The organism is Phenylobacterium sp. RIFCSPHIGHO2_01_FULL_69_31 (genome assembly GCF_001824475.1).
GTDB lineage: Bacteria > Pseudomonadota > Alphaproteobacteria > Caulobacterales > Caulobacteraceae > Phenylobacterium.
On record NZ_MHXN01000003.1, the window covers coordinates 84,032 to 107,601 of the forward strand.

General features: G+C 69.9%; 18 protein-coding genes and 1 pseudogene. 3 read left to right on the forward strand and 16 right to left on the reverse strand.

Translation table 11 applies throughout. From position 1 onward, the window contains the following. Positions 1–30: 30 nt before the first annotated feature. The 8 genes and pseudogenes from ligA to A2790_RS00655 form a co-directional block, all read right to left on the reverse strand. Positions 31–2,367, reverse strand: a complete 2,337-nt coding sequence (gene ligA / locus A2790_RS00620) for an NAD-dependent DNA ligase LigA (protein ID WP_293386774.1) — start codon at positions 2,365–2,367, stop codon at positions 31–33. Positions 2,368–2,439: 72 nt separating this feature from the next. Continuing rightward, a complete protein-coding gene (gene recN / locus A2790_RS00625; RefSeq protein WP_293386775.1) occupies positions 2,440–4,137 on the reverse strand; it encodes a DNA repair protein RecN in 1,698 nt (565 codons plus the stop codon). A 272-nt stretch (positions 4,138–4,409) separates the two neighbouring features. Next, positions 4,410–5,219: pseudogene (locus tag A2790_RS00630) on the reverse strand (outer membrane protein assembly factor BamD); the annotation flags it as partial. An 84-nt stretch (positions 5,220–5,303) separates the two neighbouring features. Beyond that, complete coding sequence (locus tag A2790_RS00635; protein ID WP_293386776.1) at positions 5,304–5,915, reverse strand: MSMEG_1061 family FMN-dependent PPOX-type flavoprotein; 612 nt, start codon at positions 5,913–5,915, stop codon at positions 5,304–5,306. Between the two features lie 50 nt (positions 5,916–5,965). After that, positions 5,966–6,853: a UDP-3-O-acyl-N-acetylglucosamine deacetylase gene (gene lpxC, locus A2790_RS00640; RefSeq protein WP_293386777.1), complete on the reverse strand. Its 888-nt coding sequence runs from the start codon at positions 6,851–6,853 to the stop codon at positions 5,966–5,968. Positions 6,854–7,034: 181 nt separating this feature from the next. Beyond that, positions 7,035–7,253 (reverse strand): hypothetical protein, encoded by a 219-nt coding sequence (locus tag A2790_RS00645; RefSeq protein ID WP_068877037.1) that lies wholly within the window; start codon positions 7,251–7,253, stop codon positions 7,035–7,037. A gap of 95 nt (positions 7,254–7,348) precedes the next feature. Then, positions 7,349–8,842, reverse strand: coding sequence for a cell division protein FtsZ (gene ftsZ / locus A2790_RS00650; protein WP_293386778.1), 1,494 nt, complete (start codon positions 8,840–8,842; stop codon positions 7,349–7,351). A gap of 296 nt (positions 8,843–9,138) precedes the next feature. Next, positions 9,139–10,251, reverse strand: coding sequence for a phytase (locus A2790_RS00655; protein WP_363080147.1), 1,113 nt, complete (start codon positions 10,249–10,251; stop codon positions 9,139–9,141). A gap of 93 nt (positions 10,252–10,344) precedes the next feature. Between A2790_RS00655 and A2790_RS00660 the strand changes: the two genes are divergently transcribed. Then, positions 10,345–12,612: a TonB-dependent receptor gene (locus A2790_RS00660; RefSeq protein ID WP_293386780.1), complete on the forward strand. Its 2,268-nt coding sequence runs from the start codon at positions 10,345–10,347 to the stop codon at positions 12,610–12,612. A gap of 13 nt (positions 12,613–12,625) precedes the next feature. Then, a complete protein-coding gene (locus tag A2790_RS00665; protein WP_293386781.1) occupies positions 12,626–14,128 on the forward strand; it encodes a phosphoesterase in 1,503 nt (500 codons plus the stop codon). On the opposite strand, the gene ftsA is transcribed toward A2790_RS00665, so the two are convergent. The 5 genes from ftsA to A2790_RS00690 all read right to left on the reverse strand — a co-directional run bounded on the left by ftsA (position 14,129) and on the right by A2790_RS00690 (position 20,149). Further along, complete coding sequence (ftsA, locus tag A2790_RS00670) at positions 14,129–15,490, reverse strand: cell division protein FtsA (RefSeq protein ID WP_293386782.1); 1,362 nt, start codon at positions 15,488–15,490, stop codon at positions 14,129–14,131. It lies immediately after the preceding gene. Positions 15,491–15,507: 17 nt separating this feature from the next. Next, on the reverse strand, positions 15,508–16,425 hold the full coding sequence (locus tag A2790_RS00675) for a cell division protein FtsQ/DivIB (protein ID WP_293386783.1): 918 nt from the start codon (positions 16,423–16,425) through the stop codon (positions 15,508–15,510). Next, a complete protein-coding gene (locus tag A2790_RS00680) occupies positions 16,361–17,338 on the reverse strand; it encodes a D-alanine--D-alanine ligase (RefSeq protein WP_293386784.1) in 978 nt (325 codons plus the stop codon). The genes A2790_RS00675 and A2790_RS00680 overlap by 65 nt, the downstream gene beginning before the upstream one ends. Positions 17,339–17,396: 58 nt before the next feature. Further along, positions 17,397–18,680, reverse strand: coding sequence for a SulP family inorganic anion transporter (locus A2790_RS00685; RefSeq protein ID WP_293386785.1), 1,284 nt, complete (start codon positions 18,678–18,680; stop codon positions 17,397–17,399). Between the two features lie 92 nt (positions 18,681–18,772). Further along, positions 18,773–20,149 carry a M20/M25/M40 family metallo-hydrolase gene (locus A2790_RS00690; protein WP_293386786.1) on the reverse strand — a complete coding sequence of 459 codons (1,377 nt, stop codon included), beginning with the start codon at positions 20,147–20,149 and terminating at the stop codon, positions 18,773–18,775. A gap of 101 nt (positions 20,150–20,250) precedes the next feature. On the opposite strand from A2790_RS00690, the gene A2790_RS00695 reads away from it, so the two are divergent. Further along, positions 20,251–20,676: a PaaI family thioesterase gene (locus tag A2790_RS00695; RefSeq protein ID WP_293386787.1), complete on the forward strand. Its 426-nt coding sequence runs from the start codon at positions 20,251–20,253 to the stop codon at positions 20,674–20,676. A gap of 18 nt (positions 20,677–20,694) precedes the next feature. On the opposite strand, the gene A2790_RS00700 is transcribed toward A2790_RS00695, so the two are convergent. From A2790_RS00700 to murC, 3 genes are read right to left on the reverse strand one after another with little or no spacing between them, the layout of a single operon-like run. Continuing rightward, positions 20,695–21,240: a histidine phosphatase family protein gene (locus tag A2790_RS00700; RefSeq protein WP_293386788.1), complete on the reverse strand. Its 546-nt coding sequence runs from the start codon at positions 21,238–21,240 to the stop codon at positions 20,695–20,697. Beyond that, positions 21,237–22,145 (reverse strand): UDP-N-acetylmuramate dehydrogenase, encoded by a 909-nt coding sequence (murB, locus tag A2790_RS00705; protein ID WP_293386789.1) that lies wholly within the window; start codon positions 22,143–22,145, stop codon positions 21,237–21,239. The genes A2790_RS00700 and murB overlap by 4 nt, the downstream gene beginning before the upstream one ends. Further along, complete coding sequence (gene murC, locus A2790_RS00710) at positions 22,142–23,551, reverse strand: UDP-N-acetylmuramate--L-alanine ligase (RefSeq protein ID WP_293386790.1); 1,410 nt, start codon at positions 23,549–23,551, stop codon at positions 22,142–22,144. The genes murB and murC overlap by 4 nt, the downstream gene beginning before the upstream one ends. Between the last annotated feature and the right edge of the window lie 19 nt (positions 23,552–23,570).

Sequence of the window (23,570 nt, forward strand, 5' to 3'; positions counted from 1 at the left end):
AAGGGTTTCGCTGGATCGCCCGGCCCGGCATCAGCCCGCGACCATCGCCAACCACTCGTCCTCGGTCATCACCTGGATTCCCAGCTCGGTGGCCTGCTTCAGCTTGGAGCCCGCACCCGGTCCGGCGACCACGATGTCCGTCTTCTTCGACACCGAACCTGAGACCTTCGCCCCCAGGCCCTCGGCCTGGGCCTTGGCCTCGTCCCGGGTCATCTTCTCCAGGGCGCCGGTGAAGACGATGGTCTTGCCGGCCACCGCCGTGTCGGTCTTCGGCCGCTCGGCCGGGATGACAGTGAGCTGGGCCAGCAGGCTGTCGACCATGGCGCGGTTATGGTCCTCGCCGAAGAACTCGGCGACCATCCGCGCCGCCACCACGCCTACGGCATCCACCGAAGCCACTTCGAGGAAGGCGTCGCCCGGCGTCTCCGCGGCCGCCTGGCGCGCGGCGGCCTCGAAGCTGGCCCAATCGCCGAAGCGCGCGGCGAGCGCCGCCCGGGCCTTCGAGTTCAGCTTGGGGATCGCCACCCGCAGATGGGCGTCCAGCGAAATCTCCGGCGGGATCAGCAGCGCCTGGCCGGCTCGCGCGAAGTCCAGCACGGCCGACACGGCCGTCGGGCCCAGGCCGTCCAGGTCCGAGAGTTCGGCGTACATCGGCCCGGCCATCTGATTGGCCGCCGCCTTCGCGGTCTCGACGAACCGTTCCACCGTCTCGAAATGTCGGGCCAGGGCCAGGGACGTGGTTTCGCCCACGTGCCGGATGCCCAGGCCGTAGATGAAGCGGTCGAGGGCGATGCGGCGGCGGCTCTCGATGCTCTCCAGCAGATTGCCCACGCTGGTCTCGCCGAACCGCTCGGTCTCCAGCAGTTCGGCCCGCTTCTCATGCAGGCGGAAGATGTCGGCAGGAGAGTCTAGCCAGCCCCGCTCCGAGAACAGGGTCAGCTGCTTCTCGCCCAGGCCCTCGATGTCGAAGGCGCGCCGCGACACGAAGTGGCGGAGGTGAGCCAGCTTCTGGAACGGGCATGCGAACTCGCCCGAACAGCGGCGCACCACCGTCTCGGCGCCCGACGCCGTGGTCTCGCGCACGATCTCGGTACGCAGCGGGCACGGGCACCGGGTGGGGAAGGCGAAGGGCTCAGCGTCCGGCGGCCGCTCATCCAGCACCACCGACACGATCTGCGGGATCACGTCGCCGGCCCGCTGCAGGATCACGGTGTCGCCGACGCGCACGTCCTTGCGCTCGATCTCATCGGCGTTGTGCAGGGTCGCGTTCACCACCACGACCCCGCCGACTGTCACGGGATGAAGGCGGGCGACCGGCGTGATCGCCCCGGTGCGGCCCACCTGGATGTCGATGGCCTCCAGGACCGTGCGGGCCTGCTGGGCCGGAAACTTGCGTGCGATCGCCCAGCGCGGGGTCCGGGTGATGAAGCCTAGCCGCTGCTGCCAGTCCAGCCGGTCGACCTTGTAGACGACGCCGTCGATGTCGTAGCCCAGCCGCGGCCGCACCTTCTCCATCGCCGCATAGGCCTCCAGCAGGCCCCCGGCGTTCTCGACCCGGCAGCTCTCGGGCGTGGTCTGGAAGCCCCACGCGTTCAGCTTCTGCAGCGCCTCCCACTGGGTCTGCGCGAAGGGTTCGGTGTGCGCGCCCCAGGCGTAGGCAAAGAAGCGCAACGGGCGGGCGGCGGTGACCGTGGCGTCGATCTGGCGCAGCGAGCCCGCCGCAGCGTTGCGCGGGTTGGCATAGGTCTTTTGCCCGGCAGCGGCCGCGGCGGCGTTGAGGTCGGCGAACTCCTGGTGGCCCAGATAGACCTCGCCACGCACCTCGATCTCATCGGGCCAGCCGGCGCCGGACAGCCGGTGGGGGATCTCGGCGATGGTGCGGACGTTGGCGGTGACGTCCTCGCCCACCCGCCCATCGCCCCGGGTGGCCGCCCGAACCAGCTCGCCCTTCCGATAGAGGATGGAGCACGAGAGGCCGTCGATCTTGGGCTCGGCCGTGTAGCCGACCACCTCATCGGCCGGGAGGCGCAGGAACCGGCGGATGCGGGCGTCGAAGTCCACCGCCTCGTCGTCGGCGAAGGCGTTGTCGAGGCTGAGCATCGGCACGCCGTGCTCGATCGCCTTGAACTTCTCCGACCGCGCCGCGCCAACCTTCAGCGACGGCGAATTCTCGCGCACCAGATGCGGGAAGCGGGCCTCGATCGCCAGGTTGCGCTGCTTCAGCGCATCGTAGTCAGCGTCCGAAATCGTCGGATCGTCCTGCTGGTGATAGCGGATGTCGTGCGACGAAATCTGGTCTGCGAGCCGGGTCAGCTCCTCGACGGCTTCGGCTTCGGTCAGGGCGTCGACGGGGATCGGGGAATCCATCGGCAAGCTGTAACCCGTCGGGCCGCGCGGGCGGAAGGGGCCGCCCCGCGCCCGGCCGTCGTGGTGATCGGATCAGGCGTCCATCAGCGCGCGGGCCGCCGCCCGGGCCGCGTCGGTGATCTGGGCGCCCGCGAGCATGCGGGCGATCTCTTCCTCGCGGTCGGCGGGGGACAGCACCTCGACGGCGGTGCGGATACGCTCCGCGTCCCCGGCTTTCGCGATCCGCCAGTGCGCCTCGGCGCGGGCGGCCACCTGGGGGCTGTGCGTGACGACCAGGACCTGCGCCGCCGAGGCGAGGCGCTTCAGGCGCAGGCCCACCGCGTCGGCGACGGCGCCGCCCACCCCCTGGTCCACCTCGTCGAAGATCATCAGCGGCTGGGCGCCTGCCGCCCGGCCCGCCAGCGCCGCTTTCAGCGCCAGGGCGAAACGCGCCAGTTCGCCGCCCGAAGCGATTGCGCCAAGGTCGCCGAAGGGCGCGCCCGGGTTGGTGGAGATCTCGAACGCCACGCGGTCCAGCCCGGCCGGACCGGCGCGATCCTCGGCCAGCGGCTCGACCGCCACGCGGAAACGGGCCTTTTCCAGCTTCAGCGGTGCTAGCTCCGCCATCACCGCCTCGGCCAGCCGGTCGCCCGCCGCGCGGCGGGCCTGGGTGAGGGTCCCGGCCGCGGCTAGATAGTCAGTGCGCGCTGCCGCCTGTGCCGCCTCGGCCGCCTTCAGGCTCTCCTCGGAGGATTCCACCGCGCGCAGCCGTTCGGCGAACTTGACCCGGAGCGCCGGGAGCTCTTCCACCGGCACGTTCAGCTTACGGGCCAGGCCACGTAGGTCGAACAGCCGCTCCTCGGTCTTCTCCAGGCGATCGGGTTCGAAATCGAACGCCGCTGCGGCCGCATCGATGGCGGCCTCGGCCTCCGCAGCCTCCATCAGCACCCTGTCCAGCGCTTCGGCGGCCTCCGCCAGCCGGGAAACGGCGGGCCCCTCCGCCGCCGCGCCCGCGGTCAACGCCCGCTCGCGCGCCCGTTCCAGGGCTCGGATGGCGCCCGCCACCTTGCCGCCCAGGCCGTCGAAGGTGTCGCGGGCCGAGCCGATGTCGGCCAGGGCCTTTTCGGCCGCGCCCAGCACCGCGCGGGCCTCGGCCAGCTCGGTCTCCTCGCCTTCCCGCGGGTCCAGGCGGTCGAGCTCCGACAGCCGGAAGGTAAGCTCCTCGGTCTCGGCCGCGGACCGCGCCACGTCTTCGCGCAGCGCGGAAACCTGGTCCCGGGCGGTCCGCCACGCGCCCCAGGCGTCCGCGACGGCGCGCGCCTGCCCGTCCAGCGCGCCATAGGCGTCCAGCAGCGGCCGGTGCGTGCGGGCGTCCAGCAGACCCACGGTCTCGTGCTGGCCGTGCACCTCGAGCAGGGCTTCGCCCAGTTCCTTGAGCACGCCGACGCCGGTCGCCTGGTCGTTGACGAAGGCCCGACTGCGGCCGTCGGCGCTGAGCGTGCGGCGCAGGACGAGGTCCTCGTCCCGGGCATAGGCCAGGCCCTTCTCTTCCAGCAGATCCCAGACCGGGTGGTCGGGCGCAGGCGCGAAGGCGGCGGTGGCCACGGCCTGGGCCGCCCCGCGCCGCACGAGACCTGCGTCGCCGCGCGCGCCCGTGGCCAAACCCAGGGCGTCGAGGATGATGGATTTCCCCGCGCCGGTCTCACCGGTGAGCGCGGTGAGGCCCGGGCCGATGGACAGGTCCAGGGCCTCGATCAGCACCACGTCGCGGATCTGCAAGCCGATCAGCATCGCTGGGAAGATCGTATGGAATCAGCCGGGAAAGAAGGGCCTGGACGGCTTTTGTTCCGTCCGGGGGCCACGTCGCGGCCCTAGTTCGGCTCGGGCGTGGCTTCGACCGGCGGCAGCTTCTCGTCCTTCTTGCCCAGGGGCAGGGAGAAGATCTTGCGCTGGTCTGAGCCCTTGCTGGCCTGGACGGCCGCGTTCGGGTCGGTCGCCTCGGGCGGCTGGATCGTCTTGTCCTTGTCGCGCCGGAACGGCATCCGGAAGATGCCACGGCCGCCGCCCGCCTTGGGCTCGACCGCCGGCTTCAGCCCCTTGGACGTCAGCAGCCGGTAGGCGTCGCTGTACCAGGGGTCGCCCGGATAGTTGTAGCCCAGCACCGCGCCATTGCGCTTGGCCTCTTCCATCAGGCCCAGGGTCAGGTAGCTCTCGACCAGCCGGTACAGAGCCTCGGGCGTGTGGCTGGTGGTCTGGTAGCGGTCGACCACGGTCTTGAAACGGTTGGTGGCGGCCAGGGTGTCGCCCTGGCGCAGGTACCAGCGGCCGATGGTCATTTCCTTGCCGGCCAGCTGGTCGTTGACCATGTCGATCTTCAGCCGGGCGTCGGCGGCGTATTCGGTGCGCGGGTAGCGCTGCACCACGTCGCGCAGCGCGCTGAGGGCCTGGCCGGTGGCGGCCTGGTCGCGGTTCACGTCCACGATCTGCTCGAAGTAGCAGATGGCCTTGATGTAGTGGGCGTAGGCCGCCGTCGGATTGCCCGGATAGAGCTGGATGAACCGGTCGGCGTCGCCCACCGCCTCGGCGTAGTCGTTGCCCTGGTAGTGCGCGTAGGCCTGCATCAGGATCGCGCGGCGGGACCACTCCGAATAGGGGTGCTGGCGCTCCACTTCCTGGAAGTAGTTGACCGCCTGGTTCCACTGCCGCCGGTCCAGCCGATCGGCGCCAGTGGCGTACAGCAGTTCCACCGGGCGCTCTTCATAGGCCAGGCGCGGCTTGCTCTTCTTGTTGCCGGCGCAGGCGGAAAGGGCGAGAGCGCAAGCAGTCACCACGAGCACAGCACGGGTGGAATTTCGAACCGACGACACCTTCACCTCAAGACCAGCGCGCGCGCCCCCACGCGGAGAGTCGCTTCTACACTACGACTTGTGGCGAGCAAACGGCGGCGCGGTGGCGCGTCAGAGGGTTTGTTTCAGCCCTTCGACCTCCTGGGCCTGGGTCACCTGGGGCTTGGCCATGCCGAGCTGGTCCATGACCATCTCGGAAAGGGTCGGCAGGCTGGCGCGGTCCACCCGGTGGCTGTCGCCCCATAAATCCGCCCGCATCAGGGCCTTCGGGCAGTGCAGATAGGCCTCGCGGACCTCGATCCGCAGCAGCGTCCTCGGAACCTTGCCGAACTCCTCGAACTCCGCGGCGAGCGCGTCGTCGACCAGCAGCTTCGCCGCGCCGTTTACCCGGTAGATATCGTCGACACCGGGGATCATGAACATCAGACCGACCTCGCCCGCGCCCTCGGCGATGTTGCGCAGAGAATCGAGGCGGTTGTTGCCGGGCCGGTCGGGTAGCAACAGATGCCGCCCGTCCTCGGAGACCCGAACGAAGCCCGGACCTCCGCCGCGCGGCGAGACGTCCACGCCGCCGTTCGGACCGACGCTCGCCAGGGCGGCGAACGGTGAAAGCGAGATGAAGCGGCGGCCGTGCGGGTCCACATGGTCCAGGCACTTCGCGACCGTAAGCGGGTGCGGCGGCTTGTAGAGCGCGTCGAGCTGGGCCGTGGCGTCGTCTGGCATGGGCAGGTCTCCCTGCCGGCATTAGGCCTCAGTTGCGAATTGCTCGCAACCTAGACGGCCTCGCGCAGGTCCTCGACCAGGGTGCGGACGCGCCAGGCGTCCGGGCGGGCCAGCAGGGCGCGGACCACGGCGTTGTTCAGGCCGTGGCCGGCGAGTACGCCTTCGAAGCGGCCCAGCAGCGGGCCGCCGAGGACGTAGAGATCGCCAATAGCGTCCAGCGCCTTGTGACGGACGAATTCGTCCGGCCGGCGCAGGCCCTCGGGGTTCAGCACCCGGTCGCCGTCCAGCACCACGCAGTTCTCCATCGAGCCGCCGCGGGCCAGGCCCATGGCGCGCAGGGCTTCGACCTCGCGCAGGAAGCCGAAGGTGCGGCAGTCGGCAAGCTCGTCGCGGAAGGCCTGGCCGTCCATGGCCATGTCGATCGCCTGGCGGCCGATGGCGGCGCTGGGGAAGCTGATCTCGAAGGCGACCTCGAAACCGTCGGCCGGCTTCAGGGTCGCGCGCTTGTCGCCGTCGACCACCTCGACGGTGTCCAGGATCTCGATATAGCCGCGGGCGGCGTCCTGCGGGCGCAGGCCGGCGCGGTCCAGGATCCGCACGAAGGGCAGCGCCGACCCGTCCATGATCGGCATCTCAGGGCCGTCGACCTCGACCACGGCGTTGTCCACGCCCAGCATGGCGAAGGCGGCCATCAGATGCTCGATGGTCGAGACCGTCACGCCGGCGTCGTTGCCGATCACCGTGCCCAGCTGTGTCTTGCACACCGCCTCGCCGCTCACCGGCACGACGTTGTCGCGGTCCTTCACATCGGTCCGCACGAAGACGATGCCGGCGTTCGACGACGCCGGCCGCACCGAGACGCGGGTGTAGGCGCCGGTGTGCACGCCGATCCCGGCGAACAGGGCCGGAGACCTGACGGTGTGTTGGAACGCGGCCAAGGTGGACCTTCCTGCAACGAACGCGGTGCGACGACCGACCTTTGCCCCTAACGCGCTGGCTAAGCTGGTTGATGCAACGCAGCAAAGCACTTCGTGTTTCGCAATGTTTCGCTTCAGGATTGGTTAACGGACGCGGTCAACCCAGCACTGTTTTTGCTCGGTTTTGCCGCGCGAAGGTGAATCACACCGCAGGGTACAGCTGGGTCCCGACCAGGTTGCGCGCCCGGTCCAGGATCCGCACCTGCACCGCCCGGCCCAGCTTGGCCAGGCAGGCCGCCAGGCGCTTGGCCTGGGCCTCGGCGCGACCGCCCGAACGGAAGACCAGCGGCTCGATCCCGGCGCAGAGAACGGCCCAGCCGTCGGCCAGCGGCGAGACCCAGATGATGCGGTTGGCGCTCATGGGAAACCTCCCGGAGTTGCCCCCGGGAGGTTCTACCAAGTCCCGCCGTTCATCGGCGTGACGATTTCGTGGAATTTTGTTGCGAGCGCCGTGCGCTAGTTGGCGAGCCGCCGCAGGAAGGACGGGATTTCCAGGTCCTCGTTCTGATCGAGGTCCTCGACCTGCTGCTGAGCTTCCACCGGCTGGGCGCCGCCGCGCGACGGCGCCGGCGCGGTCCGCGGCGCGGGCGCCGAGGCCTGGGGCGCGGCGGCCGGCGCCTGCGGGGCGTCGTAGCGCGGACGACCGCCGAAGATGCTCAGGAACCCACCCCGCGGCCGGCGCGGCTCATAGGCCGGTTCGGCGAAAAGCGGTTCGTCCTCCGGCTCGGCGGCCTCGGGATCCACGATGCGGGTCACGGGCTGGACAATCGCCGGCGCGACAGGCGCGGCGGCGGGAGCGCTGAAGATATCGGGCTGCTCCTCCTCGCGGGCCTCCAGGACCGGCTCCGGCTCGGCGGCCATGGCGGCCACCGGCTCGAGAGCCTCGGCCGTAGCCGGTTCCGCGGCGCGCGGCGTCACGGTGGCGCGCAGCGGCTCAGCTTGCAGCGAACGCCGCTCGATCTTGGGCTCGATGGCCGCGATGGAGGCTCCGTCCATGCCGGTGGCGACCACCGACACGCGGATCATGCCTTCCAGCGTCGGATCGAAGGCTGCGCCGAAGATAATGTTGGCTTCCGGATCCACCTGTTCGGAGATGGCGTTGGCCGCCTCGTCGACTTCCAGCAGGGTCATGTCCAGGCCGCCGGTCACGTTGACCAGCACCGCCTTCGCGCCCTTCAGCGAAACCTCGTCCAGCAGCGGGTTCTGGATGGCGTTCTGGGCGGCCATCAGGGCGCGGTCCTCACCGGTCGCTTCGCCGGTGCCCATCATCGCCTTGCCCATCTCGGTCATCACCGTGCGGACGTCGGCGAAGTCGAGGTTGATCAGGCCGGGCAGCACCATCAGGTCGGTGATCGAGCGCACGCCCGAGTGCAGCACCTGGTCGGCCATGCCGAACGCTTCGGCGAACGTGGTCCGCTCGTTGGCCACGCGGAACAGGTTCTGGTTCGGGATGACGATCAGCGTGTCGACGTAGCGCTGCAGCTCGCTGATCCCGGCGTCGGCCAGGCGCATCCGGTGACGGCCCTCGAAGTGGAACGGCTTGGTGACCACGCCGACGGTGAGGATGCCGCGCTCGCGGGCGCACTTGGCGATGATCGGGGCCGCGCCGGTGCCGGTGCCGCCGCCCATGCCGGCGGTGATGAAGACCATGTGGGCGCCATCAAGGTGCTCACCGATCTCGGGAATGCTTTCCTCGGCCGCGCTCATGCCGACCTCGGGGTGGGCGCCGGCGCCCAGCCCTTGCGTCACCTGCACGCCCAGCTGGATGCGGCGCTCGGTCTTGGCGAACTGGAGCTGCTGGGCGTCGGTGTTGCCCACCACGAACTCGACGCCTTCGAGCCCGGCTTCGATCATGTTGTTGACGGCGTTGCCGCCGGCCCCGCCGATGCCGAAGACGACGATCCGAGGCTTCAGTTCGGTTGCGCGCGGCGCGGAAAGCGAAATGGCCATGGGACGTCCTGTCCTTCCCCAAATTGCGGTCTAGCGCGCCAGACACCCCTTCGCCGACGCACCTGAGTAACGATGCGTTAAGTACGCGCCGACACCCTTAATCGAGTGTTAACCGCATACTCTGAGTCGTAAGGTCGTCGAGCTTGGCTGAACGTGTTTTTCCGCCTGAACCCCAAGAGGAGAGCCGGCGAATCAACAGTAAAGCTGCGGCATCTGGACTCAGGGATCGCGGCGCGTCGGTCAAGGCGCACCCCGCGGTTGTCCACGGTCCATAGAGCGCGGCCGGGCCGGTGGGCTTAGGGCCGAAGACCCAGCGCCTCCTTCACCTCGCGCCAGTCGACAAGCTTGAAGTTCTGCCGGGCCCGCTTTGCGCCGCCCCCGGCCTGGCCATGGTCTTCGTCGTCCTGCATGACCACCAACCCCTCGGGGAAGGCGCCGACCGGTCCCCCCAGGGCCGCGACGCCGTCGGTGCCCGTCACTGCGTCGACGGCGCCCGCGGCCGTGACGCTGAACCGGCCGCGGTACTCGGGCTTGGGTCCGTCGACCCGCCAGACGGCGAAGGCCGAGTCTCCCTGGCTGGACGCGATAAGCCAGGTCACAGGTCCTTCGCGCAGCAAGGTCAGGCCCTCTACGTCCGGGGTGAGCATTTCGGACGGCGCGACGGCGATCTTCTCGCCCTTGGCCGGCCCGGCGCCGACATCGAAGCGCCAGACGCCCGCCCCTTCCTCGCCCAGGTAGAGACGGCCCGTCGCGTCGTCGGCCACGCAGCCCTCAGGCTGGCTGGGCACCGCGAACCGACGCTCCTCCTTGAACACCGGCCGCCCATCGGGGCCCGCGGCGACCGTGTGCTGGCGCACTTGCCCGTCCGTGCCGTTGACGATGACCAGGAACGTCTCGCCGCGCCGGGCCAGGCAGAGGCCGTAGGGCTCGGCCAGGTCCACCGGGACCTCACCCCACAGGCTGAGCTTCAGCGTCGCAGGATCGAGAAGGAAGAGGGCCGCCCCTGCTCCGGGCCGGCCGCGATCGGAAGCGGCCACCAGCACGCGGGCCCCTTGCGCCGTCGGGAAGCCGTCGCGCAGATCGACGTTGTTGGGCTTGCCGCCCGGGACGTACTGGAGCTGCTTTCCCGTCAGGTCGTAGACGTAGAGCCCGGCCTGTTTGTCGGTGCCGATGATCACGCCGCGGCTCGCGTCCTTCGGATCAACCCAGATTTCCGGGTCGTCGGCGGCGTCACGGTCCCCGGTACCCACGGCTGGGGTCTCGGCGGCGGCCGGGACGGGCTTGCCCTCGCCGACCGTCATACCTGCGGAATCCGAAACGTCTTCTGGCCCAAGTCTAGCGCAGGAACTCAAAAGTAAAGCCGCCACGGCGACTGACATCAATCTGTCATGCAATTGCCGCCGAAACATCACTGGCCCTCATCATTTCACGAAACTAAGTCGACCCCCGAATAGGCGTGGCCGTGTTCTTCCGTCAACCGGCCGATGATGGGGATAGACCAGATGAAAAAGGCGATGCTTTTCGCCGTGGCTTCGCTCGCGCCTCTGTTGGCTGGGGCGCCCGCATGGTCCGCCGACGCCGCAGCCGACGAGGCCGAGCGCACGAAGACCGTCGAAGAACTGGTGGTCACCGGCGAGATCACCTTCCGCAACCGCACCGACGAGGCGGCCCCCACCCTCTCGTACGATCTCGAGTACTTCCAACGCTTCGAGCCTCTCACCGCCGGCGACGCCCTGAAGCGCGTGCCCAGTGTGGCCTTCCTCTCGGACGTCCTGGAGTCGGACGGCGCGCGCTTGCGGGGCCTGGACCCCGGCTACACCCAGATCCTGATCAATGGCGAACGGGTCCCCGGCGCCGGCGTCGACCGCTCGTTCTTCGTCGATCGCATCCCCGCCGAACTGATCGAGCGGGTGGAGGTGGTCCGCTCGTCCTCGGCCAACCGCAGCGGCGATGCGATGGCCGGCGCGCTGAACATCGTGCTGCGCGACGGCTACACCTTCGACGGCGGCTATGTGCGCGCCGGCGCCCTGCTGTTCAGCGACGACCGGGTGCGCGAGACGATCGGCGGCGTGTTTTCCGCGCCGGTGGGTCCGGGTCGCATGGTGATCGGCGCCAACTATCAGGGCCGTCGCAACCCGAAGCAGAAGTTCAGCCAGCGCTTCGACGAGCCGGGCGGCACGCTCGACAACGTCGAGATCCAGTCCGACACGCGCAACGGCGAGGACTATTCGCTGAACGCCAGCTACGACGTCCAGATGGAGGACTCGACGCTGAAGCTGTCGGGCTTCTTCGTCCGCACCGACCGGCTGGAGGACGAAGACTCCTACGAGTACGCCGGGGGCCGGGTCGGAACGGCGGACTTCCTGACCTACAACAACAACAACGTCGATATTCAGACCGACAACTGGGCCCTGCAGGCGCGCTACGAGCGCGACATGGCAGGCGGCAAGACCCGCTTCAAGCTGGGCTACGCCGCGCTCTCCGACAAACAGGACGAGATCGAGGAGGAGTACGAATACCTCCGCGACACCCGTCCGTTCCCGGACGACGACCGCTTCACCGGCGACAAGACCCGCACCCGGCTGGAGGACAAGGAGTTCTCGGGCGAGCTGTCGCACAAGCGCGACGTCGGCGCCGCAAAGCTCGAGTTCGGCGTGCAGTACACCAAGAAGGATCGCGACACCGACATCACCACGGTGCGCAACCGGGTCACGATCCCGAACCCGCCGGCGGCGCGACCGAACCTGGGCGCGTACGGCGCCTATGCCCCCGTCGTGGGCGGCGTGAACACCATCGAGGAAGAGCGGATCGACCCGTTCGCCATGCTCTCCGGCGAGACGGGCGCCTTCGGCTGGGAAGCCGGGGTCCGCTGGGAGAACACCGACACCACGATCAAGGACGCGACCGCCCCGGCCGGCGCCCGGAACGTCAAGAACGACTACAGCTTCCTGCTGCCGTCGGCGCATCTGCGCTGGAACCTGTCGGCGGACGACCGGATCAAGCTGTCGGTGGCGCGCACCGTGCGGCGGCCGAACTTCAACTTCATTTCGCCGGCCCTGATGGAAGCCGAGTTGGGCGATAACGACCTGCTTGGCAATCCGAACCTGAAGCCGGAATCGGCCTGGGGTGTGGACCTGGGCTTCGAGCGCCGCCTCGGCACGCGCGGCGTCGCCGGCGTCAACGTCTTCTATCGCGACGTGAAGAACCTGATCGAGGTGGCCAGCACCGGCCAGGAGGGCAGCGAGGGTCCCGGGACGTTCGTCCTGCAGCCGCGCAACACCGGCGACGGCTCGGTCTGGGGCGTGGAGTTCGACCTCTCGACGCCGCTGACGGCCTTCGGCCTCGACGACACCGGGGTGTTCCTCAACTACTCCTGGCTCGACAGCGACGTGAAGGACGACTTCGGCAAGCGCCGGTTCAACGACCAGGCGAAGTACGTGTTCAATGTCGGCTTCATCCAGGACCTGCCCAACTGGGCCGCGGCCTTCGGCGCCACCTATCGCAAGCAGGGCCGCGCTTTCGGCCGCGTCATCGGCGAAGAGGTGACCACTACCTATGGCGCCGACCTCGAGGTCTTCGTCGAGAAGCGGTTCGGCGAGCGCTACGTCGTCCGCCTGACCGGCGCGAACCTGCTCGACTCGAAGAAGAAGGAAACCTTCAACAAGTTCACGACCATCGCCGACCAGCGCGCGCGGGACTTCGACGAGTACGAACTGGAGCGCGAAGAGGCCGGGCCGGTCTTCCAACTCGTGGCGCGGGCGACGTTCTAGGGTCGCACGCACCGTGGCCCCGTCGCGCATGGCCTGCCTCGTCTTCGCCGCCGGCCTCCTCGGGGCCGGCGGCGCGGTGGCCCACGAGGGGCCGCACCGCTTCGATCCCCCCGCGCCGCGGGCGGGCGCGCCCAAGGTCGATCCGGCCAAACGGCGCTGGCTGGCCGGGGACCACCATGTCCACAGCTGGTTCAGCGTCGGCTGGACGCCGGCCGCCGACGGCAAGTCGCCGCCGGCCCCGGTCAAGGCCGGCGACGCCAGCAACCCCATTCCCACCAACGCGACCATGGGCCTGAAGCACGGCCTGTCGTGGATGGTCTCGACCGATCACGGCGGGCCGAACCATTCCAAGATCAACCGCGACCAGGCCTATCCGGAGTTGCTCCGCTCCCGGCGCCAGCATCCGGGGCTGATCCACTTCTTCGGCATGGAGCTGGACGTTCCGGGCGCCGAGCACGCTAGCGTGATCCTGCCGCGCACGTCCGCAGAACGGGACGACCTCTTCGGGATCGAGAGCCGCTACAGCCGGCGCGAGCCCTGGCCGGCCGATCCCGCCTGGAACACCGAGGCCCGCATGACCGAGGCTCTGACGCACATGGGATCGATCGCCACGCCACCCGTGGTGATCGCCAACCACCCGTCCCGCACCGCGACGGCCGTGGGCGCCTATGGCGTCGTCTCGCCGGGCGAGTTGCGAAACTGGAACGACGCGGCGCCCCACGTGGCCGTCGGGATGGAGGGCGCCCCTGGTCACCAGGCGGCGAGCCTCAACACCAGGAAGGCCGCCGACCCGGACGATACCTTCCGCGGCAGCTACCGCCGCGCGCCCACCATGGGCGGCTTCGACCAGATGACCGCCCGCCTCGGCGGCTTCTGGGACTCCATGCTGGGCGAAGGCCGCAACTGGTGGGTGACCTCCACCTCGGACTCCCATCGTCACTATACCGAGGGCGGCAACGACTTCTGGCCGGGCGAATACTCCAAGACCTACGTCAAGGCCGCCCGGACCTACGACGACGTCCTGGATGGCCTGCGCAGCGGTCGGGTGTTCGTGACCCTGGGCGACCTGGTCTCAGAGCTGGACGTGACGGTCCAGCCGGCGTCGGGCGGCGCGCGCGCCGAGATCGGCGGCCGCCTCAAGGTCCCGCGGGGCTCGGACGTGACCGTGGTCATCCGCCTGCGCGACCCTGCCGGCGCCAACTTCGGCGGGCGGTCGCCCGACGTTCGCCGCGTCGACCTGATCCGGGGCGACATCACCGGCCCCGCGCCGGACCGGACGGTGGACAGCAACCCCAGCACCCGCGTCGAGGCTAGGTTCGGCCCCGGCCAGTGGGCGCGCGACGGCGAGCGGATCTCCATCGCCTACACCCTGCGCAACGTGACCCAGTCGACCTACATCCGGGTGCGCGGCACGAGCGGGACGGAGCCGGAGCCCGAGCCGGACGTGGCGGGCGAGGATCCGTGGGCGGACCTGTGGTTCTACGCCAACCCGGTCTTCATCGAGATCGAGGGCTAGCTAGAGATTTTCCCGCAGCCACTGCGCCGCCTTGGCCACCGGATTGGCCCGGGGGTCCAGGGGCTCGCGACGCAGCTTCGACGAGGAGAGCTGCTTGCTCGACACCGCCTCGCGCGGGCCGAAGGCGGCGCGGTGCAGGATGCCCGCCGCGGCCGTGAACGCCGGCCCCGAGGCGGCGTCGGCCAGGTGCGGCACCCGCCGCGGACGGCCCAGGCGCACCGGCCGGTCGAACACGCGCACCGCCACTTCCCGTACCCCCGCTAGCTGGCTGGCGCCGCCCGTGAGCACCAGGCCCGCGCCCGGTTCGATCGGGGCGCCGGCCGCCTTCAGCCGGTCGCGGAGCAGTTCCAGAGTCTCTTCCACGCGCGGGGCGATGATGCCCTTCAGCAGGCTGCGCGGCGCCACGACGGGGCCCGCGCCGGGGTCGTCGCCCCGGGGCGGCGCCTCGATCATCTCGCGGTCCTCGTTCGCCGAGGCGATGGCCGAGCCGTGCAGCGTCTTGATCCGCTCGGCGCCGGCGATGGAGGTGGACAGGCCGCGGGCGATGTCTTGCGTCACGTGATGGCCGCCCACCGGCACCGTCTCCACGTGAACCAGCGAGCCGCCCCGGAACACCGAGGCCGACGTCGAGCCGCCGCCCATGTCGATGCAGACCGAGCCCAGGTCCATCTCGTCCTCCTCCAGCGCCGCCAGGGCGGAGACGAAGGGCGCGGCGACCACGCCGTCCAGCTGCAGGTGAGCGCGCTCGACGCAGGCGCCCAGGGTGTTGAAGACCGTCTCGGCCACCGAGACCACCAGGAGCTCGACGCCAAGGGTCTTGCCGAACATGGCGCGGGGATCGCGCACCCCGCCCTGGCCGTCGACGGCCCAGGCCACCGGCAGGATGTGGATGGCGCGCCGGCCGGGCAGCTTGATCTGCGCCAGGGCGTTCTGGATCGCGCGCACCAGGTCGTTGTCGCCGATCGGCCGTGCGCCGATGGAGACACGGCCCTGGACCCGCGACGAGCTGAGCTGGCCGCCAGCCGTCGCGATGGTCACGCCCTGGACGTTCACCCCGGCCACGTTCTCGGCGCGCTCCACGGCCTGGGCGATGGCCTCGGAGGCCTCGTCCATGTTGACGATCGCCCCGCCGCGCACGCCGCGCGACTGGACATAGCCGACGCCGCAGGTGGTCAGGGTGCGGTCTCCGCGCCGCACGCCGTCGGGCTTCATGATGAAGCAGGCGACCTTGGCCGCGCCCAGATCCACAGCGGCGACGATCTTCGGCGGCGCCAAGGCCGCCTTCAGGCCGTCACGGCCGTTCTTGGGATCGGCCTTCTTCGCAGGCGTCTTGGCGTCGGGGCGTTCGGCGGTCTTCAGCATGGGCGGGCTCGGTTTCATTACACGCCCTCGGCGGGCGCGGTGACGGCGGCGGTGGTGGTCGTCATGAGGTCGGGCGTCGGCTGGGGCGCGCGCGGACGGACGGCGACCACGTCGGGATTGCGCAGGTCGATGCGCTCGAAGCCCAGTTCCAGGATGCGCGAGCGCAGGTCGAGCTGTTCCAGCTGCATGAGGGCCTGCTCCTCGTCGACGGCGGGGAGCTGGATCAGGGCGCCGTCCTTCATGCGCAGGTCCCAGCGGCGGTCGTCCACCCGCACGAGGGCCTCCATCCGGGCCATCAGCTTCGGACGCTGGGCCAGGGTCGGCAGGATCTCGCCGGCGTGCTTGGCGCCCCCCGCGCCCACCACCAGCGGCAGGTCGGTGAAGCTGGCCGGATCCGCTTCGGGGATCACCCGGCCCTTGTCGTCGATCACCACGCTGCGGCCGCCATGCTGCCATACGGCGAGCTGACGGCGCTCCTTGACCGCAATGACCAGGGTGTCCGGCAGCAGGCGCACGACCCGGGCCTCCTCGACCCAGCCGACCTTCTCGACCCGTTCGCGCAGGGCGTTCAGGTCCAGCCCCAGGAGCGGGTCGTCCTTGTGGACATTGGCCGCGCGAACGATGTCGAGGGTGGCGAGGGCCGAGGCGCCCTGGACGTGGACGGTCTCCAGGCGGAAGCCGGCCTCGCCGAACTTGCCGCTGACGCCTGCGCCGACCGCGTCGGCGATCTGCTGACCGCGCCCACCAGTGGCCAGGGTGACGCCGAGCGCCAGCGTCAGGACGCCGCCGGCGATCATCAGGATCTGTTTCGGATTCAGGCGTGGGGCGACAGCGCCCTCCGCCTTCGCCGCCGGGCGCTTGGCCTGAGGACTAGCGGGCGCCTTGGCCCGAGGTTTCGCCGCGACTCGCGATCCCCCCCGCCCCACTGCGGGCATAAGCGTCCTCCGTGATCCACAGCACCAACCGGTCGAAGTCCACCCCGCCCGCCGCGGCCTGCTCCGGTACGAGCGAGGTCGGGGTCATCCCCGGCTGGGTGTTCACCTCCAAGAGGACCAAAACATCGTTAATGTCGTCATAACGGAGGTCCGACCTGGTAACGCCTCGGCAACCCAGGGCCGCGTGCGCCATCTCGGATAGTTTCTTTGCTTTCTCCGCAACTTGCGGGGAAATCCTGGCTGGAACGATGTGCTCGGAACCGCCTTCGCCGTACTTGGCCTCGTAGTCGTAGAATTCGGTTTTGGGGACGATTTCGGTAACGGTCATGGCCTTGCCATCCATGACGCCCACCGCGAGCTCCATTCCGCGGATATAGGGCTCCACCATCACCTCCTCGCCGAAGGTCCATGAGGGGGCCACGACCTCCTGCGGCGGGCGATTCGCGCCGTCGCGGACGATGAACACCCCGACCGACGAGCCCTCGGCGTTCGGTTTCACCACATAGGGTGGCGGCAGGACGTGGCCGGCGGCCACGTCGAAGCGGTTGAATAGGCCCCCGCCCGGCACGATCACCCCGGCAGCGGCGAGCACCGCCTTGGCCTTGGCCTTGTCCATGGCCAGCGCCGAGGCCAGCACCCCGCAGTGGGTGTAGGGCACGCCCAGCGTTTCCAGCACGCCCTGGACACAGCCGTCCTCGCCCCACTCGCCATGCAAGGCGTTGAAGCAGACGTCGGGCTTCAGGTCGGTCAGGACCTGGGCCACGTCGCGGCCGGCGTCCACACGGCTGACCCGGGCGCCCAGGCGCTCCAGGGCGTCGGCGCAGGCGCGGCCCGAGACGAGGCTGACCTCGCGTTCAGACGAGGGACCGCCCATGAGGACAGCGACGTGGTGGCCGGAAAGGGGGGCGGTCATGGCGACTCGTAGCGTAGGAGGAAACGTGTCCTGCCGGTGGCGGACGGCGCCATCCCGGTCAAGGGCGCTTCAGCTTTCGGTGCACCCGCGAGGCGGCCCAGAACAGGGTCGCCAGGCCGCAGCCGGCGATGATCCCCGCCATCAGGTCATGCGCGACCGTCAGGCCGAAGGTCGCCAGCAGGACGGCGCCCGCCCGCCAGTTGGTCATGAGGCTGGCGAACTCTCGCCGCTCGGCCATGTTCCAGGCCACCACCACCAGCAGGCCGGCCAGGGCGGCCAGAGGCACGTAGGACGCCAGCGGCGCCGCCACCAGCATGAACACCAGGATGAAGACGGCATGCAGCATCCCAGCGACGGGGCTGCGCGCGCCGGCCCGGATGTTCGCCGCCGTACGGGCGATGGTGCCGGTGACGGCGATGCCGCCGAAGAGCGCCGAGCCCACATTGGCCAGGCCCTGCGCCACCAGCTCCATGTTCGACCGGTGCACCCGGCCCGTCATGCTGTCGGCGACCTTGGCGGATAGCAGGCTCTCGAGGCCACCGAGGAGCGTGAAGGACAGGGCCGCGGGAAGCACCGCCACGACCAGCGACCAGGACAGATGCGGCAGTTGCGGCGCGGGCAGGCCCTGCGGGATGCCGCCGAAGCGGCTGCCGATGGTTTCGACCGGCAGGTGCAGGAAGGTGGCCGCCAGGGTCGCGGCCACGACCGCGATCAGCATGCCCGGGAGGCTGGGCTTGAGACGGCGAAGACCGAGGATGACCGCGGCCACGCCCACACCCACCGCAAGGGCCGCCGGATTCAGGGTCGCCAGGGCCTGGCCAAGGGCTGCCAGCTTGGGAATGACCGGTCCCGGCTCGGGGCCGGCGAGCTTGAGGCCTGCAAGGTCCTTGATCTGGCTGGCCAGGATGGTGACCGCAATGCCGGCGGTGAATCCGACGGTCACCGCGTGCGGGATGTGGCGGATCAACGAGCCCAACCGCAGGAGGCCGACCAGCGCCAGCATGGCGCCGGACAGCAGAACGGTGAGGATCAGCCCCTCGATCCCGAACTTCGCCACCGTGGCCGAGACCAAGACGATGAACGCCCCTGCGGGTCCGCCGATCTGGTAGCGGCTGCCGCCCAGCGCCGAGACGAGGAAGCCGCCGACGATCGCCGTGTAGAGGCCGCGATCCGGCGAGACCCCCGAGGCCACCGCGATCGCCATGGAGAGCGGCAGGGCGAGAATGGCCACCGTCAGGCCCGCCATGGCGTCGCCGCGCAGGTCGCCGAGGCCGTACCCCTCCTTCAGAGTGGTGGCGAGCTTCGGCCGATAGAGGTTCGAGGTGGCGGTTCCGTCCGGCATGGGACTCAGTCGCGTTTGGACGCCACCTTAGCCTTGATCGGTCGCAAGGCGATGCGTTCCGCCGCCGCAGCGGCGATTCGCGCGGCCTTGCCTCACTCCGGCGTCGCAGCCTTAGGGCGGAAGTCCACGTCCGAATTGGCCACCGTGTAGAGGAAGGCCGCCCACACGGCGACGTTCTGCGACAGCTCGGCCGGGTCGATCTTGTCCAGGGTGTCGTCCGCCGCGTGGTGCAGGTCGAAGTAGCGGTTCATGTCCTGGCTGAAGTCCACGAAAGGCACGCCCGCCGCTATAATTCCCGCGACGTCGGCGCCCCCGAAGCGCGGCGCCTCACTGCTCGCCGCCACCTTCAGCTTGGGCAGAACGCTGCGGAACGCGACCATCGCCGGATGGCCCGCGGCCGCCCGCGGCGTGCTGACGCTCCAGATGCGGCCGGCGCCGCCGTCGCTCTCCCCGGCCACGACCATCTTGCCGACCTCGTCCTTGTGCGCGGCGGCATAGGCGCCCGACGAGCCGCCCTGCTCTTCCGATCCCCACATGACTACGCGGATGGTCCGCTTGGGTCGGCCCGGCGCGGCCGCCAGCTTGGCCGCTGCGGTGGTGATGGCGATGCCGGCGGCGTCGTCCACGGCGCCGGTGCCCGGGTCCCAACTGTCGAGGTGGCCGCCGATCACGATCACTTCGTCCGGCTTGTCCTTGCCGCGGATCTCGCCCGAGATGTTCCAGGCCGGGGCGGCGGGATTGGTCGAGGACTGCATGTCCAGCTTCACCATCACCGGCTTGCCGCGCGCCGCCAGGTTCTCCAGCAGCTCGGCATCCGGCGGAGACAGGGCCGCGGCCGGAATCCCGCCCGGCGCGCCGCCGCCCGTGTGCGGCAGGCGGGTGTCGTCGGTGGAGATCGAGCGTATCAGGTAGCCCACCGCCCCGCGCTTGGCGGCCTCGGCGGCGCCCGCCCGGCGCTGGACGCCCACGGCGCCGTAGCTGGACCCGTCCTGGGTGCGGCCCATGGCCTGGGTGACCACGGCGATCTTGCCGGTCAGCGCGCCAGCGGGCTGGTCCAGCATGGCCTGGTAGCTCTTGAACACCACGATGGGGGCCGTCAGGCCGCCCGCGGGCGTCGGCGAGGAGTTGCCCAGGCCCAGGATCGCCAGCTTGTGCGGCCAGGGCCCCACCACCTCGGCCGACTCCGCCCCGCGCGACCACGCCGGCGTCGTGAACGCCTCGACCTTGATGTTCTCGAAGCCAAGTTCCTTGAACTTCGCCACGCTCCAGTCCCGCGCGCGCTCCATGGCGGGCGAGCCGACCATCCGCGCGCCGACCTCGGAGGTCAGGGACTCCGCGATGGCCCAGGCGGTGGTGTCGGCGAGCGCCTTGTCCCGGACGGCGGCCGCGCCGGCGGCGAGGTCCTGGGCGAAGGCGGGGGAAGCGGCGACCAGGGCCGCGGCGAAAGCGAGCTTGGGAAGGATGCGCATGCCCTGCGCGTCCCATCCCCGCGGATTCCCGTCAAGCGCCGCTCCCGCCACCATGGTGTCAGCAGGTTGTCGGCAGGATGGCAGGGCATAAAGGAGTTCCCATGCCTGTTCCGACCGCTCTCGACGGCCTGCCGCGCCCGCCCTGCGCCGAACTTCTGGGCTGGGAGGTGGTGGAAGTCCGGCCCGCCGACGGCTGGATCCGCCTGCGCTTCGAGGGACGGCCCGAGTTCGTGAACCCCGCCGGTTACATCCAGGGCGGTTTCCTCGCGGCCATGCTGGACGACACGATGGGACCGGCCATGTTCGTCTATTCCGAAGGTCGCCTCTTCACCCCCACCATCGAAATGCATGTGAGCTTCCTGGCCCCGGCGCGCCCCGGCCCGCTCTATGGCGAAGGCCAGGTCGTCCAGGCGGGCAGGAGCATTGCCTTCCTGGAGGGGCGGCTCATGGACCTGTCGGGAACGGTGATCGCGAGGGCGACCGCCACCGCGCGGTTGGTGCCCAGCGAGAAGGCCCTGGCCGCATAGGCCATTCGGGCAGCGAAGTTACAGACGCTCGATCAGGCCACCCTCGGCGTCGAAGACGAAGGCGTCGGGCGTGTGGAGGTTTCGCCACAAGTCGTGGGCGTCGAGGCCCAGAAGCTTGGCCACGTATAGGCTCAACACTGTCCCGTGGGTCACGGCGACCAACGGCCGGACGGGGTGGGCCTCCAGCGCGGCGGCGACCCGCCGGCAGGCTTCCTCCGCGCTCTCGCCGCCCGGCGCCGGGACGTGCGGATTGGCGAACACCTGCGCAATCCGCTGGCGGAAGTCCTCCTCGGTGCCGAAGGAGGTGTGCTGGCGCTTGTGCTCGTGCAGGCCGTGTTCGACCTCGACGGCCAGGCCCAGGCGCTGGCCGATGATCTCGGCCGTCTGCAGAGCCTTGGGCTCGGGGCTGGAGATCGCCGCCTTGGGCGCGAACGCAACCAGCTTCTCGGCCAGGGCGGCCACCGCGTCGCGGCCCTCGGGGCACAGGCCCCACTGCGGCGGCGGGATGTCGGGGTTGATCACGGGCCGCCCGTGACGCACCAGAATGAGCGAGGCAGTGGTCATGCCGGCCTGCCGATCCGCTTGATCTCCCAGTGGAGATCGACCCCGGTCTTCGCCTTCACGTCGGCGCGCACCGCCTCGCCCAGGCCTTCCAGATCGGCCGCCGTCGCCTCGCCCGTGTTGATCATGAAGTTCGAATGCAGGGTCGAGAACATCGCCCCACCATACGGCTTTCCACGCCATCCCGCCTCATCGACGAGTTTCCAGGAGGAATGGCCGGGCGGATTCTTGAACGTGGAGCCGCCGGTCTTCTCGCGAATGGGCTGGGTCGTCTCGCGCCGCGCGGTAATCTCGGCGATCCGCGCCTGCACCACTTCGGGATCGTCGGGACGGCCCTGATAGGTCGCCTCGACCCAGATGATGTCGCCGGGCGCCTCTGAGTGGCGATAGGTGTAGCCGAAGTCCTGCAACGCCAGCTCCCGCCGGATTCCAGAGCGATCGTAGCCCCACGCCGATACCAGCACGTCCTTGGTTTCGGAACCGTAGCAGCCGGCGTTCATGGTCAGGGCCCCGCCGATCGTCCCCGGGATGCCGGCATAGAATTCCAGGCCCGCGATGCCGGCCTTGGCCGCCGCCCGCGCGACGGTTGCGTCCAGCGCCGCCGAGCCGGCGACCACGCGATGGGTCGCCGGATCGGCCTCCACCGCCGCGAACGCCCGGCCTGCCAGGCGAATAACAACGCCCACCACCCCCCCGTCGCGGATGATGACATTGGAGCCGACGCCCAGAACCGTCACCGGCACGCTGGCCGGCAGCGCCTGCAGGAAGTCGCGCAGATCCTCGTGATCGGCCGGCAGGAAGAGCACCTCGGCCGCGCCGCCGACCCGGAACCAGGTGAACGGACCCAGCCGCTCGTCGCGCAGCAGCTTGCCGCGGACGGCGGGCAGGACGTCGCGCCAATCGGTCACGCCAGCGCTTCCAGTTCGCCGGGCAAGGCATAGGCCCAGCTCGTGATGTCGCCGGCGCCGAGCAGCACGACCAAGTCCCCCTCCGCTGTCTCACCCTTCACCAGCCCGGCCAGGGCGGCGGGCGATGCCAGCGGCAGGACACGACGATGGCCATAGCGGCGCATGCCCTCGACCAGGCTGTCCTTGCTGACGCCCTCCAGGGGCGCCTCGCCGGCTGCATAGACGTCGGCCACGATCACGGTGTCGGCGTCGTTGAAGCAGGCGCAGAACTCGTCGAACAGGTCGCGCAGGCGGGTGTAGCGGTGCGGCTGAACCACTGCGACGACCTTGCCGCCGGTGACGGCCCGGGCGGCCTTCAGCACCGAAGCGATCTCCACCGGGTGGTGGCCATAGTCGTCGACCACGCGCACGCCGTTCGCGACACCGGTGGTGGTGAAGCGCCGCTTCACCCCGCCGAACTCGGCCAGCCCCTTGCGGATCCCCGCCTCGTCCATCCCCAGTTCGCGCGCCACGGCGACGGCCGCCAGCGAGTTCAGCACGTTGTGGTGCCCCGCCATGGGGAGATGCAGGCCGTCGAACCGCATCGGCGGGCCGTCGTGCGGCCGGATCACGGCATCGTAGCGGGCGCCGTCCGGCCCCATGGTGATGTTCTCGGCGCGCACCTCGGCTTGCGGATTGACGCCATAGGTCACCAGCCGGCGGTTCTCGACCCGCGCGGCCATGGCCTGGACCTCGGCGTGGTCGGTGCAGATCGCCGCGAAGCCGTAGAAGGGGATGTTCTCCACGAAGTCGCGGAACGCCTTCTTCACGGCTTCGAACTCGCCGTAGTGGTCGAGGTGCTCTGGGTCGATGTTGGTGACCACCGCGCAGGTGGATTTCAGCTTCAGGAAGGTGCCGTCGCTCTCGTCGGCCTCGACGACGATCCAGTCCCCCGAGCCGACCTTCGCATTGGTGCCGTAGGCGTTGATGATCCCGCCGTTCACGACCGTGGGGTCCAGGCCCCCGGCGTCCAGCAGCGAGGCGATCATCGAGGTGGTGGTGGTCTTGCCGTGCGTGCCGCCCACAGCCACCGAGAACTGGAGGCGCATAAGCTCGGCCAGCATCTCGGCCCGGCGCACCAGCGGCAGCCGCCGCTCGCGCGCGGCCACCATCTCGGGATTGTCATGCTTCACCGCGGTCGAATAGACGACGGCATAGGCGCCTTCGACATTGGCCGGATCCTGACCGATGAAGATCTTCGCGCCCAGTTTCTCCAGCCGCTCGGTGTTGGCGCTGGCCTTGGCGTCAGACCCCTGCACCGTATAGCCGGTGCGCATCATGATCTCGGCGATGCCGCTCATGCCGATGCCACCGATGCCGATGAAGTGCACGGGGCCGATTTCGAAGGGGACGGGTCGTCGCGTCATCCCAGCGTGCTAGCCCATC

Coding starts and splice junctions, on each gene's coding strand:
- ligA (WP_293386774.1), bottom strand. CDS start 2,367: ATGGATTCCCCGATCCCCGTCGACGCCCTGACCGAAGCCGAAGCCGTC.
- recN (WP_293386775.1), bottom strand. CDS start 4,137: ATGCTGATCGGCTTGCAGATCCGCGACGTGGTGCTGATCGAGGCCCTG.
- A2790_RS00635 (WP_293386776.1), bottom strand. CDS start 5,915: ATGCCAGACGACGCCACGGCCCAGCTCGACGCGCTCTACAAGCCGCCG.
- A2790_RS00645 (WP_068877037.1), bottom strand. CDS start 7,253: ATGAGCGCCAACCGCATCATCTGGGTCTCGCCGCTGGCCGACGGCTGG.
- ftsZ (WP_293386778.1), bottom strand. CDS start 8,842: ATGGCCATTTCGCTTTCCGCGCCGCGCGCAACCGAACTGAAGCCTCGG.
- A2790_RS00655 (WP_363080147.1), bottom strand. CDS start 10,251: ATGTTTCGGCGGCAATTGCATGACAGATTGATGTCAGTCGCCGTGGCG.
- A2790_RS00660 (WP_293386780.1), top strand. CDS start 10,345: ATGAAAAAGGCGATGCTTTTCGCCGTGGCTTCGCTCGCGCCTCTGTTG.
- ftsA (WP_293386782.1), bottom strand. CDS start 15,490: ATGCTGAAGACCGCCGAACGCCCCGACGCCAAGACGCCTGCGAAGAAG.
- A2790_RS00675 (WP_293386783.1), bottom strand. CDS start 16,425: ATGCCCGCAGTGGGGCGGGGGGGATCGCGAGTCGCGGCGAAACCTCGG.
- A2790_RS00680 (WP_293386784.1), bottom strand. CDS start 17,338: ATGACCGCCCCCCTTTCCGGCCACCACGTCGCTGTCCTCATGGGCGGT.
- A2790_RS00685 (WP_293386785.1), bottom strand. CDS start 18,680: ATGCCGGACGGAACCGCCACCTCGAACCTCTATCGGCCGAAGCTCGCC.
- A2790_RS00690 (WP_293386786.1), bottom strand. CDS start 20,149: ATGCGCATCCTTCCCAAGCTCGCTTTCGCCGCGGCCCTGGTCGCCGCT.
- A2790_RS00695 (WP_293386787.1), top strand. CDS start 20,251: ATGCCTGTTCCGACCGCTCTCGACGGCCTGCCGCGCCCGCCCTGCGCC.
- A2790_RS00700 (WP_293386788.1), bottom strand. CDS start 21,240: ATGACCACTGCCTCGCTCATTCTGGTGCGTCACGGGCGGCCCGTGATC.
- murC (WP_293386790.1), bottom strand. CDS start 23,551: ATGACGCGACGACCCGTCCCCTTCGAAATCGGCCCCGTGCACTTCATC.